We start from the raw sequence: 12,242 nt of genomic DNA on the forward strand, positions 1-12,242 counted from the left end.
CGAGATCGTGGCCGCCCTTTTTATCGCGCTGTAAGGTCGTGTCTTGAACGACGACTCTCAAAAAGTGCACAAGCTCGGCGAATGGCGCGAACGCGCGCTCGCCTTCGAGCAGGAAATCCAAAAAGCGGTCATTGGCCAGGAGCGCGTCATTCGGCTCGTCACGATCGGCGTTTTTGCCCGCGGCCATATCATGATCGAAGGCGACGTCGGCGTCGGCAAGACGACCTTGCTTCGAGCGGTGTCGCGCGCGCTCGGCGGGGATTTCGCCCGTTTCGAGGGCACGGTCGACATGATGCCGAGCGACATCCTCTATCATACCTATCTTGGCGACGACGGTCGCCCGCGCGTCGAAGCCTCGGAGCTTCTGCGGCTGGCGGATACGCTGCCCGTATTCTTCTTCAACGAGATCAATCGCGCGCGGCCACAGGTCCATTCGCTCCTTTTGCGGCTGATGGCCGAACGAAGCGTGACGGCGTTCAACCGTCTGGTCAATTTTCCCTATCTCCAGGTTTTCGCCGACCGCAATATGGTCGAGCGCGAAGAGACATTTGAACTGCCCGCCGCCGCAAGAGACCGCTTCTTTATGGAGATTTCCATGCAGGCGCCCGCCGATCCAGAGGCGCGGCGCAGCCTTATTTTTGATCCCGTCTTTCAGGATGTCGATTTACTTCTCGACAGAGTGGCGCCCGGAACGGTCGACTATCGTGAGATCGGGAGAGTGGCGCGCGTAATCCAGGAGACGGTGAAGGCGAGCCCGACCCTCCAGTCTTATGTGTTGAACCTCTGGCGCGCGCTGACCGAGCCGGCGTCCGTCGGCATATCGTTGCGCGACGTCGACGTCGCGACGCTTGTAAAGGGCGGCGCCAGCCCACGCGGCCTTGCGACTCTGGCGCTTGCAGCGCGCGTGCGCGCCTGGCTCGAGGGTAGGGACTATCTGACGCCGGACGACATCAAAGACGTTTTTCTCGAGGTGATGGCGCATCGCATTTTTGTCGATCCCATTCATGCGCTGCGCGGCGACGAACCGGTCAGGCAGCTCTGCCAAGCCGTATTCGACACGATTCCGGTTCCATGACCATAACTGGCGACATTCTGTACCGCCCTCGCGGACGCTTCCGGTCCAATCATGCCGGCGCGCATGTATCGAGCGAGGTCGGCGGGTTTGGCGTGTTTCGTGACCAAGCGCCGTTCCTGCGCTATCCTGACGCAAGACGCATCGATCTGCGCGCGACATTGCGCGATCCTTTCGGCGAGACGCATGTCCGGCGCTTCGAGCAAAGAAGCGCGATCGACGTTTACGCGCTTGTCGACCTTTCCGCGTCCATGGGCTTTGTCGGCGCGGTCGACCGTTTCCAGGTCGCCTGCGACCTCTGTGCCGCGCTCGCCTTTTCGACGACGCGCATTGGCGACCGCTTCGGCCTCGTCGCCGGCGGCGACGTTTTGCGTGAGAGCGCCTTTCTTCCGGCGACGCTATCGCGAAGGGCGGCGCTTCACGCCGTTGATCGGCTTCGCGACGAACGTCCGGCCGGCACGAACGCAGAAAGCCTCGAGACTGCCGCGATACGCCTCGGCGCGGGTCGGAAGCTTGTTCTGCTCATCTCCGACTTCCGATGGCCGGCGGCGCTTGTCCAGCGGATATTTGAGGCGCTGGCGCTTCACGATGTTTTGCCGGTCGTACTCGTCGACTCTGTCGAGCTGAATCCGCCGCGCTGGGGTTTGCTCGATTTACGGGATTCCGAAACAGCGCGGCGGCGTACGATAGTCATGCGGCCGGGCCTGCGGCAAAAATGGATCGACGCCGAGTCGAAGCGCCGGGCGGCGTTGATTCAGCTCGCGGCCGGACGCGTTCGACCGCCGATTTTCGTGGAGGATCGTGTCGATTCCCGATCCCTCAGCTTACGTCTCATGGCGGCGTGAGGCGCGACATGCGTATCGCGCCACTCTTCATTGTCGCGCTCTTCTGGGCCACTTGCGCCCAGGCCGCCGACCAGCGCGTCAAAATTCATTCCGCGCGGCCTTTCGGCTATTTTGTCGGCGATCTTATCCATGCCCGCATCGAGATTATGTCATCAGCGGACGCGAAGCTCTCGGCCTCCTCGCTTCCGCGGCCGGGGCCCCTCGGGGTTTCGCTCGACCTCAAAGACGTAGGCGTTCACGCGACAGCGGTTGGCGCGGACACGCGCTGGGACATCGATCTGGTCTACCAGAATTTCTACGTCGCGCTTGATGTGCGAAACATCGACATTCCTGCTTTCGATCTGCGTCTCGGAGAGGAAACCATTTCGGTTCCCGCCTGGCGCGTGGGCGTCGCGCCCTTGCGCGAAATCGCGCCCGAAAAGCAGGAGCGCTCGGAGGACTATTTGCGCCCGGATGCGCCGGCGGTCTATGCGGAGGAGACCGAGCCGAAGCGTCTTGCGCTGGCATTCGCCGCTCTCTCTTTACTCTCGCTCACTGCGGTCGCGCGGGATCGCGCCTGGCCGCCATTCCAGAAAAGACCCGCGCGCATTTTCAGCGCGCTGGCGCGCAAGCTCGCAGCGCAGACGCGCGCGGCAAGTGAGGCGACCGTTCTCCCGCTGGCTTTTCAGAGCCTGCACCGCGCGATCGATCTTGCGAACGGCGCGTCGCTCCTCGCTGAGGACGTCCCTGGTTTTTTGGCGCGACGGCCGGAATTCGCTTCCCTGAAGCCTGCGTTCGATCGCTTCTTCTCAGCATCGCGACGCGCCTTCTTTTCTCGAGAGGGCGATCACGTCGCCGATTACACGCTCGGCGAGCTCCTCGATTTTGCCAAAGCGCTCGGTCGCCGGGAGCGCGCGCAGTGACGCTTATCAGCTTCGACCTTCCTGGACTGCTCCTGCTGGCGCCCGCCGCCCTCGCGCCGCTGTGGAAATCCGCATTGCGCGATTCCGCGATCCCCTCACTGGATTGCGCGCCCGAAGACCGTCTTTCCGGAGTCGTCGACGGTGGCTTGAAGTTGCTCGGCGTCGTGGCGCTTCTCGCGAGTCTCGCGGGCGCGGCCTGTCCTTTCCTTCCCGGAGAGGAAGTCGAGCGCGTGGCCGAAGGCGCGCAGATCGTTATGCTGATCGATCGCAGCGGCAGTATGAACGAGACATTTGCGGGCCGGAACCCTTCTGGCGACGAAGAGTCCAAGGCGGCCGCCGCCAAGCGGATATTGAAAGCCTTTGTCGAGAGTCGGCGGCGCGACCTTGTCGGCGTCGCGGCCTTCTCGACCTCGCCCATGCTCGTCACCCCGCTCTCCGATCACCCTGACGCGACCAAAGCAGCGATCGACGCCATGGATCGGCCGGGGCTGGATTATACCAATATTGCGCGCGGCCTCGCCATGGCGCTTTCGATGTTTCGCGCGAGTGACGCCGATCACTCCCGGGCCGTTCTTCTCATTTCGGACGGCGCGGGAGTCATCGATCCGAAAATCCAGGACGATCTGCGCGCGGATTTCAAAAAGGCCCACGTCAATCTCTACTGGCTTTTCCTGCGCACCGAGGGAAGCCAGGGGATCTACGACGCGCACGACAACGACGAGTCCCCACAAGCGGCCCCGGAGCGCCATCTCGATCTTTATTTCAAATTGCTTGGCGTGCCCTATCGCGCTTTCGAAGCGGAAGGACCCAAAGCGACCGAGGAAGCTTTGCGTCAGATCGATCAGCTCGAGCGCCGGCCCATGCCGTATTTCGAAAAGCTGCCGCGACGCGATCTGTCCGGGACATTTTTTGCAGCGGCGCTCGGCGCAGTGTGTCTGCTGCTCGTCGCAAAACTAGCGGAAGTTCAGCTCGCGTCACCCAGAGGCGTCCCGTGATCGACCGCCTGCGCAAAAGAGCCGTCGTTTTTTGGCGCGAGCAGCATTCTGCGCTGCTCGTCGCACTCCTCCTGACGTTTGCTGTCGCGACCGGCTTCGAATTGGTGGCGTGGCGCCGTGCGCTCGCCACGAATGACACGATCGAATTGCTCCGCACAGGCCACGATATTCAAATCGACGCCGACGCGCGTTCCGAATTGCTGTTCGCGCGTATTGCTTTCCTGACAAAACGCGACGAACTGGATCAATCCCGCGGTCTTCTGGAGGCGTTGGACCGCGTCGGCGATACGCAGACCCGCGCGCGGGGGCATTATCTCTTGGCCAATGCGCTGCTGCGCGTGGCGCTGGCGCATATCGAGAGATCCGAGCTCGAAGCGGCGGCTCCTTTCGTGAATCTTTCCAAGCGGGAATATCGCCGCGCGCTCCAACTCGACCCGGAATTCTGGGACGCCAAATATAATTTCGACGTGGCGGCGCGACTTGTGCGCGACTTTCCGGACTTCGAGCGAACGAGCGGCGACGAGCTCAGCGCCGATCCCAAAAAGCTCTGGACCGATATTCCGGGCAAGCCGAAAGGTCTGCCCTGATGCGCCCGGACTTGCGTGATCCCCGGTTCATCTTGCTGACGCTGGCGGCGGCGCTGCTCGTCGCCACATTCATTACGCCCCGGGTGCAGGTCACGCGCCCAGGGTATGACCTCCTCGCCGTCGTCGACATCACCGGCAGCATGAATGCTCGCGACTACGCCGCCTCAGGCAAACCGATCAGCCGTCTCGAAAAGGCCAAGGCCGCCTTGCGGGAGCTGATCGCCAGCCTCCCTTGCCCCTCGCGCGTCGCGCTCGGCGTTTTCACCGAACGGCGGCCGTTCCTGCTCTTCGAGCCCATCGACGCCTGCGCCGATTTCTCGCCGCTCGACTCTGCGATCGCGGCGCTCGATTGGCGCATGGCCTGGGAGGGGGATAGCCGAATAGCGGCGGGTCTGTTCCGCGCCATCGACATGGCGCGCGAGTTGAAGACGGACCTGCTATTTTTCACGGATGGTCACGAGGCCCCGCCGCTGCCGCCATCCGGCGGCCCCGCTTTCGAAGGGAAAGTCGGTGAGACGCGTGGGTTGATCGTGGGAACCGGCGGCTATGAGCTCTCGCCGATCCCGAAGTTCGACGACAGGGGACGGGACATCGGCTTCGTCGCCGTTGACGAGGTCCCGCATGAGAGCCGTTTCGGCCTGCCGCCCAAAGGCGCCGAGCAAAGGGAGGGCTACAATGCCCGCAACGCGCCCTTTGGCGCGACGGCCGCCGTCGGCGCGGAGCATCTTTCCTCGGTGAAGGAAGACTATCTGCGCACGCTCGCCGAAAAAACCGGCCTCGGCTACGCCCATCTCGGCGACACGGCCCGTCTGCACGACGACTATCTGGCTGCAGCAACCGCGCGGCCACGCTCGGGAAGTCTCGATCTCAGAGCATTTCTCGGCGGCGCATCCGCCGCCTGCCTGTTCGCGGTCTTCTCGATCGCGCCGCTTTTGGAGCGGCTCACGCGCAAGCGGCAAATCGCGCGCGCCGCGTAAAAACAACCATGAGGGAGAACAAAATGAAGAAAGCAGTGTCGTTGATCGCCTTCTTGCTCGCCGCGCCGGCGCTCGCGCATGGGCCGACGCCGATCAAGGTCGATGAAACAATCGTCATCTCCGCCGACCCCAAGGCAGTTTGGGCGGTCGCGGGGAAATTCGACGGGCTGGCGGCCTGGCATCCGGACGTCCAGGCTGTGAAGGCCAAGGGCGGCGACGCTGCGGGCGCCGAGCGCGAAGTGACGCTCAAGAAGGGCGGGGCGTTGAAGGAAGGCCTCGACGAATATGACGCGGCGGCGCACAAGCTTTCCTGGCGCATGTCCGATCCCAATCTCGACGCGCTGCCGGTGAGTTCCTACACGCTCACCTTCACGGTGGAGCCGGCCGCTAGCGGCGGCAGCCAGGTGAAATGGTATGGGCGCCTCTATCGCGGCGACACGAGCAACGAGCCGCCCGAAAATCTCAACGATGACGCGGCGCGCACGGCGATGGCGACATATCTCCATAACGGGCTGGAGAGCCTGAAGAGAAAAGTCGAAGGAAAATAGCGTGCCGCCGCGGTCGACCGCCTCGAAAGCGGCATTTGTGCTCGTCACGTGCCTCCTCTGCGCAGCCTGCGGCAAAGAGGAGCGCGCGAGCGACGCAAATGATGTGATCGAGGCGCAGGAGGCCAAAAGCGGCGGCCTCTGGCTGAGCGCGACGGACAATACCGATCCGGCGCTCTGGCTGGCGCGCCGGGAAGCCGGCCACGACGGCGTCGCCGGCGAGGCGGCGGTCGGGCGCATGCGTGCGGCGCTGCTCGCAGCGCGCCCGCATTTCCTCGAAACCGACCGCATGCTCGCCAACCGGACGGCGCAGACCGGAAAAATGCTGGCGGAAGAGGGGCGTGCCGAGGGTTATGCGGATTTGCTGGAGGCGCTATCGAATGTCGCCGCCGAGGCCGGACAGAAGCAGACCTATGGCGTACTCTGCCAGCATTATTTCAATCTGCGTCACAAGCACGTGACGCGCGAAGACGCTTTGCGCCTTCTTTCGGAGCGCTACCGAACGCAAAAGCAGTTCAGATAGAGAAGGCGCTTACACCAGCCGCATGGCGACTTTGTTCTCGACCGCAATGCGCAGAAGGTCGGCCTTGGACCGTGCCCCGAGTTTGCGCTTGAGCAAAATACAGTTGTTGGCGACCGTCTTGTAAGAAACCTTCAAAATATGCGCGATCTCGGTCATATCCTTGCCATTGGCGAGGTTGCGCAGAATTTCGATCTCTCGGCTGTTCAGCGCATCCAGCGGATTCTTTGTCAGACTCTGGTCGGCGAAAGCAAGCCGCAGCGCCAGATTGCCGGAGAGATAGCGTTCGCCCGCCGCAACGGATCGAAGCGCCTTGATGAAGACTTTCGGGTCCTCGTTTTTCGCCAGATAGCCCCGCGCGCCGCGTTCGATTGCCCGCGCCGCGAAAACCGGGTCGTCGTTCATGGTGAAGACGATGACCTTCGCATCGGGGTTTCGCTTCAGCAACAGGCGCAGCAGCTCGAACCCGGAGAGACCGGGGAGATTGATGTCGAGAACAATAACGTCGGGCGCGGTGGAAGCATATTTTTCGAGCGCTTCGTCGGCGTTGTGGGCCTCGATCACGTCGATGTCTTTTTGCCCGGAGAGCATGCCGCGGCAGCCCTCGATCACCATCGGATGGTCGTCGACGATCAAAACACGCATGACGATTTTTCTTGTTGTGGACCTAAAATCTTTGTTGTGAAAAGCGTGCGCGGTGTCAATCGTCTTGTGGCCGTTTTGTGGCTGCTCTTTCACAGGCAAAAGCCGATGATCTCACTGAAAGCGGGGCTGAGTTGGCTGATCGGCCTCGTGCTTCTTGCAATGCTCCTGATCAATCTCACGATTCAGCTCATGCATGCGGGACCGCGCGTGCGGGCCGAGGCGGGAAGCAATCTCCGTCTCGCTCGGGAGTTTGTCCTGACAACAATTGCAAGTATTCCCAGCAACGCGAATCCAGCTCCAGCCTTGCGTCAACTTTACGCAAATCTCGGTCGTTTGCGCCATGTCGACATCACGATACTCGAACGGGGCGAAGCGCCGCCGGCGCAGTGGTCTCAGCCAGAGCGCCTTCTCGCCGACAATCCGCCCGCTTGGTTTGTGCGACTCGTGGATGTTCCTCCGCCACGTGTCGTCATCGTTCCCATCCGCGCCCATGAGCGCGACTATGGCAGCGTCGCGATCGTCTCCAATCCCCTCGACGAGCTGGAGGAGATCTGGTCGGACATGACCTGGCTGGCGTCGATCAGTTTGGTCGTAACGCTTGCCATTATCGTCCTCGTGCTGCTCCTCGTTCGGTATTCGCTCGCGCCTTTCGAAGCGCTGCAGGCCTGCCTTGCCGACCTCGAAGCGCGGAAAAGCGGAATCCGGATCGCGCCGCAGGGCGCCACGGAATTTCGCGACATCTCGAATGCGCTCAATTCGCTCGCAGCGACGCTCGATCGCGTGCGGCAGGAGAACCGCGATCTCGTCAACGAGCTCATCGAGATTCAAGACAGCGAGCGAAAAGACATCGCCCGAGACCTCCACGACGAGGCTGGCCCCTGCCTGTTTTCGATCCGCGCGGCGGCGGCGTCTCTACAGGAGGCTGTCGCGCAGTCTCCGGCGGAGCCGGAGCGATTACGCCAGATCAGCACGATCATGGATCGGGCAGGCGAGGCGCTTCAGTCTTTGTTCCGGGGTCTGCTCGGGCGCCTGAGGCCAACGGGTCTTTCCGAGCTTGGGCTCGAGGCGGCGCTCAAGAATCTTTTCGCGTCCTGGTCGCTGGGCCATCCAGAAGTCGATCTTCGGCTGTCGTGCCCCCATGATTTATCGTCGCTCGACGAGACTACCGCGTTGACGGCGTACAGAGTTGTTCAGGAAAGCGTGACCAACGTCTTTCGGCACGCCAATGCAAGTTGGGCGCGGGTCTCTGCCGAATTCGGGTGCGATATGATCGGCGAAACGGGAGAAAGCGAAACGGAGGATGCGCCGACATTAATTATCGTCGTCGAAGACAATGGGGTCGGCATCGCGGAAGAGCACCGTTCCGGAATGGGCCTGCTCGGGATGCGCGAGCGCGTTCAGGGATTGGGCGGTCGGATGAAAGTAGAGCGAGGCGTGGCGGGAGGGACGCGGGTGATCGTCTCGCTGCCGATCCGCGACGAAGACGAGGCCGATCGGGAGTAGGGCGAATGCCTCGGAGAATGCGGGGTTGGTCGGGAAGGTTTGGAATTGTCTTTTGGCGAAATTTCAGGCTGATCGAACCAGCGCAGACCGTTATCTTGCCTCAAGGGCCCGATCCAGGGCCCCGATAGAAGGAAGCAGTCATGACCTGGTCGAGCCCGATTATCGTCGAAGTGTGCGTTGGCATGGAAGTCACGAGCTACGAATCGGCTGAGATTTAACGCCGCTTTGGAGCGCCATGGTAGGCCGTTCCTCCCGGCGCGAAAGGCTGACGCCATTTCCATTTGAACAGCTACATTGGCGGCTGTCATTCCCGGCGGGCTGAAAGCCCGACCGGGAATCCAGAGCCACAGAAGCAGCGGGTGTTGCTCTGGATTCCCGAGCGCTCGCTACAAGCGTCGGGAATGACGCCGAACCAATCTAAGGCTTCTTGTTTCTTTCATAGGTCGCGGCGGCGGCGGCGCGCATTTCTTGCCTCAGGCCCGTGAACATCCCGTCGATCATCCCGGTCACGTCTTTCGGCGCCGTAGCTGGATCGCCGGCGTTGAAGGGCGGGGCGGGCGCGTATTGGGCGAGGAGCTGGACGCCTTGCGCATATCTCTCGTCCCGCAACTCCGCGACAAGAGAAAGTGCGAAGTCCAGCCCGGCCGTGACGCCCTCGGCCGTGATGCGGTTCCGGTCCTTCACGAAGCGCCCATCGGTCGGTATTGCGCCGACGATCGGCAGCAATGGCTTTGTCACCCAATGCGAGGTCGCGCGATAGCCCTGGAGCAGTCCCGCCGCGCCGAGGACGATCGAACCTGTGCAGACAGAGGTGACGAAACGAGCCTTTTGGCCGATGTCGCGAACATAGGCGATTGTGGCGTCGTCTCGAATGGCGGCGAGCGTCCCTTGCGTCCCGCCGGGAACGCAAAGGATGTCGTAATCCGCGACCGCCTCCTCGAAGCGCGCCGACGGCGTAAAGATCAGACCCGTGTCGCTACGCACGGGGTCGAGCGTCTTGGCGACGATGTCGATTTTTGCGCCCATCAGACTTGCGAACATGTAGTGCGGCCCGACCATGTCGAGGGCGGTGAAGCCCGGATAGATCAGGAAGGCGATCCGCTCCTTGCCATGCCAGCGGCTCGGCATCTGTGACATGTCATGTCCAGGCGCCGCGCTGTCGCTCGACTTGTCCCTCGCGGCAAACGCTCGGCCGCTTGCAAGAATCGCGGCGAAGGCGGCGATCGCCTCTCCGACCTGGCGGCGGTCGAGCGTGCTCATGCTTTACTCCTACATACGAACGGAAAGATTGGCGAAGAACGTGCGTCCCTCGCCCGGCATGACGCGGCCGGAAAGATACGGATATTGAACGAAATACTGATGATCGGAGAGATTTTTGCCGTTGACCGAGAAAGTGAAGTGTTCATGCTTGTAGGTCAGAGCGGCGTCGAAAGTGACATAGCCGCTCGTGCTCCAGGGGCTGCCGATCTCGATCACCTGCCCGGAAGCTGCATAAAGCCCCGCGCCAAACGACCAGCCCCTGAGGAAACCGTCGAAGGCGTAGTTCCCCCATAGGCGTCCCGAGTCCGCCGGCGCCAGGTTCAAGGGCGCATTCTGGAGCTTGATATTCAGATCTTTCGAAACCTTGGCGTCGATATGCGCGTAGCTCGCGAGGAAGGAGAGGTCCGCCGTCGGCTGCCAAACGAGGTCGGCCTCGATGCCGGACGAATGCCACTCGCCGGATTGATATTGTGTGAGGCTTCCCGCGAGCGTCGTCACCACATTGGTCCGTTTGAGATCGAAATAGGCGAGCGTGCCCGACAGTCCCATCGGGCCGTCCAGCTTGACGCCCGCCTCCCATTGCTCCGATCCCTCCGGCTTCGGCGCAGCGCCGCCTGCGCCGCTGAAACTGGAGACCGGCCGGAGGCCTTGCGCGTAACTGCCATAGACCGAGAGCCAGTCCGTCACGTCGAATAGGGCGCCGACGCGGGGCAGAAACGCAGTCTGGCTCGAATTGAATTTCCGCGGCGGGCGGGCGGCGCCTTCCTCGGCATAAATGTCGATGAAGGCGACGCGGCCGGCGGCAAGAATATGCAAACGCTCGAAGATCGTAGATTGAAGCTGCGCCGTCAGCCCTGCGTTTTGATAGGTGTTGTTGACGCGGCTGAAAATCGTGTAGCCGCCCTGGCCGGGAAGCGGATAGGCGTAGGGCGGCAAGACCGGCGCGCGGAAGTCGACGAGGGTCGGATAAAAGGATGCGTAGGCGCCCATTCCGAAAAAGTTCAACGTCTTTTGGATCTTTGGATCGGGCGGGGTGGCGTTGGCGCCGGACATGTAACCGCTATCCCAAACGCGGTTGAAATCGCCGCCGACGAGAAGCTTGTTTCGTGTCGGCCCCGCGTCGAACTTCGCCATCACATTCGACGTGACGGAGATTTCTTTCGTCTGCTGGGCCATGATGATATCGGCCATATAAAATTGGCTGGGCCCGCCAACGACGCCAACAAAGGAGTCCTTATAAAAGGTCGGCTTGTTGCCGAACGGAATTTGCGAGGGCTCGTAGAGACTCGAAGAGGAGAACCGCGCGCTCGTGAAGGTCGAGAAGGTCTCGTCGAATTTATGATCGAAGCGGAGCGTGACCCCTGAGGAGGACGTGCTTGTCGCAGGCAGCCCACCATTGGACAGGAAGGCGGTCGGGCGCACCGAATAGAAGGTTCTGTCGATCGTGCCGATCGCTGGCAGTCCCGGATAATCAGGCTGCTCGCGCCGGGTGAGATATCCCTGCACGATCAGCGAGGTTGCATCCGTGGGCGCGATTTTGATGGTCGGATTGATCGTATAGCTGCGCCGTTGCACCACATCGATGTTCGAACGCGTCGTTTCATATTGCGCGGTTAGCCGGAACAAAACGCTCTTGTTCTCGGTAAGCGGCTGATTAATATCGATATAGGGGCTTGCGAAGCTGTAGCCGCCGCCGCGGATGCCGGCTTCTGCGAAACGATCCGGCGTCGGCAGCTTGGAAACGACATTGACCACGCCGCCGACCGGGCTCGCGCCGCCCTGAAACAGGATGCTGGCCGGCCCCTTCAACACCTCGACCCGCTCGACATTGGCGAGGAGGTCGCGCACGCCGAGATCGTAGTAATTCGGCAAGCCATCGATGTAACGCTCGGCGCGCATGCCGCGAAGGCTTGGGCCGAGCTCGCCCGGAAATAGCGGGCTGATTGGCTGCAGGCCCGAGACGTTCCGGAAAACCTCGGCTTGGGAAACCGCTTGCTGGTCGTCGATGAGCTTGCGCGGAATCACCACGATCGACATCGGCAATTCTTTGATCGGCGTCTCGAAGCGCGTGGCGCGCGACGTCAGCGCCTGATAGCCGCGCACTGGTCCAGCGGTCGTCTGCCGGACTGGAGGGCCGTTGTCTCGCTGATTCGCGGGCGTGGGACTCGCAGGCTCCCGCCGAGCGGCCCCTTGCGCCTGCGCCCGCGATGCGACGCCGACGTCGATCGTGGGCAAATTCTGTTGAGCGACGGCGTCGCCCGCATATGAAACCGCCAGCGCCCCCGCGCACACATGTCCCATTAGTCGATTGCGATTGAGCAAAATGGCCTCCTAAAGCGCTCTTTCGTCGGGAAGTTGCCGCATCCCGGAGCGGGGTATAGAAAGCCAAGC

At 62.1% G+C, this 12,242-nt stretch carries 13 protein-coding genes; 10 read left to right on the forward strand and 3 right to left on the reverse strand.

Features of this window, described 5'->3' with window-relative positions; translation table 11 throughout:
- Positions 1-43 precede the first annotated feature (43 nt).
- From QMG84_RS19085 to QMG84_RS19120, 8 genes are read left to right on the forward strand one after another with little or no spacing between them, the layout of a single operon-like run.
- Positions 44-1,075, forward strand: coding sequence for an AAA family ATPase (locus tag QMG84_RS19085; RefSeq protein WP_281932240.1), 1,032 nt, complete (start codon positions 44-46; stop codon positions 1,073-1,075).
- A complete protein-coding gene (locus tag QMG84_RS19090; RefSeq protein WP_281932241.1) occupies positions 1,072-1,917 on the forward strand; it encodes a DUF58 domain-containing protein in 846 nt (281 codons plus the stop codon). Before QMG84_RS19085 ends, QMG84_RS19090 begins: the two co-directional genes overlap by 4 nt.
- An 8-nt stretch (positions 1,918-1,925) precedes the next feature.
- Complete coding sequence (locus QMG84_RS19095; RefSeq protein WP_281932242.1) at positions 1,926-2,819, forward strand: nonribosomal peptide synthetase MxaA; 894 nt, start codon at positions 1,926-1,928, stop codon at positions 2,817-2,819.
- Complete coding sequence (locus QMG84_RS19100) at positions 2,816-3,814, forward strand: vWA domain-containing protein (RefSeq protein WP_281932243.1); 999 nt, start codon at positions 2,816-2,818, stop codon at positions 3,812-3,814. The genes QMG84_RS19095 and QMG84_RS19100 overlap by 4 nt, the downstream gene beginning before the upstream one ends.
- Positions 3,811-4,401, forward strand: a complete 591-nt coding sequence (locus QMG84_RS19105; protein ID WP_281932244.1) for an MxaK protein — start codon at positions 3,811-3,813, stop codon at positions 4,399-4,401. Before QMG84_RS19100 ends, QMG84_RS19105 begins: the two co-directional genes overlap by 4 nt.
- On the forward strand, positions 4,401-5,378 hold the full coding sequence (locus QMG84_RS19110) for a vWA domain-containing protein (RefSeq protein WP_281932245.1): 978 nt from the start codon (positions 4,401-4,403) through the stop codon (positions 5,376-5,378). Before QMG84_RS19105 ends, QMG84_RS19110 begins: the two co-directional genes overlap by 1 nt.
- Before the next feature lie 23 nt (positions 5,379-5,401).
- Entirely contained in the window at positions 5,402-5,926 is a 525-nt protein-coding gene (locus QMG84_RS19115; protein WP_281932246.1) for an SRPBCC family protein, read from the forward strand.
- Position 5,927: 1 nt separating this feature from the next.
- Positions 5,928-6,446, forward strand: a complete 519-nt coding sequence (locus QMG84_RS19120; protein WP_281932247.1) for a hypothetical protein — start codon at positions 5,928-5,930, stop codon at positions 6,444-6,446.
- A 9-nt stretch (positions 6,447-6,455) separates the two neighbouring features.
- On the opposite strand, the gene QMG84_RS19125 is transcribed toward QMG84_RS19120, so the two are convergent.
- Positions 6,456-7,088 carry a response regulator transcription factor gene (locus QMG84_RS19125; RefSeq protein ID WP_202073188.1) on the reverse strand — a complete coding sequence of 211 codons (633 nt, stop codon included), beginning with the start codon at positions 7,086-7,088 and terminating at the stop codon, positions 6,456-6,458.
- On the opposite strand from QMG84_RS19125, the gene QMG84_RS19130 reads away from it, so the two are divergent.
- Both QMG84_RS19130 and pqqA read left to right on the forward strand, forming a co-directional pair.
- Entirely contained in the window at positions 7,062-8,591 is a 1,530-nt protein-coding gene (locus QMG84_RS19130; protein WP_281932249.1) for a histidine kinase, read from the forward strand. The two genes, QMG84_RS19125 and QMG84_RS19130, sit on opposite strands and share 27 nt — an antisense overlap.
- 140 nt (positions 8,592-8,731) lie before the next feature.
- Positions 8,732-8,809, forward strand: coding sequence for a pyrroloquinoline quinone precursor peptide PqqA (gene pqqA, locus QMG84_RS19135; RefSeq protein WP_281932504.1), 78 nt, complete (start codon positions 8,732-8,734; stop codon positions 8,807-8,809).
- Positions 8,810-9,008: 199 nt separating this feature from the next.
- Here the strand turns inward: pqqA and QMG84_RS19140 are convergent, their stop codons facing one another.
- Both QMG84_RS19140 and QMG84_RS19145 read right to left on the reverse strand, forming a co-directional pair.
- Positions 9,009-9,851 carry a DJ-1/PfpI family protein gene (locus QMG84_RS19140; RefSeq protein ID WP_281932250.1) on the reverse strand — a complete coding sequence of 281 codons (843 nt, stop codon included), beginning with the start codon at positions 9,849-9,851 and terminating at the stop codon, positions 9,009-9,011.
- Positions 9,852-9,860: 9 nt separating this feature from the next.
- Entirely contained in the window at positions 9,861-12,152 is a 2,292-nt protein-coding gene (locus QMG84_RS19145) for a TonB-dependent siderophore receptor (RefSeq protein WP_281932251.1), read from the reverse strand.
- Between the last annotated feature and the right edge of the window lie 90 nt (positions 12,153-12,242).

The organism is Methylocystis iwaonis, from assembly GCF_027925385.1.
Classification (GTDB): domain Bacteria; phylum Pseudomonadota; class Alphaproteobacteria; order Rhizobiales; family Beijerinckiaceae; genus Methylocystis; species Methylocystis iwaonis.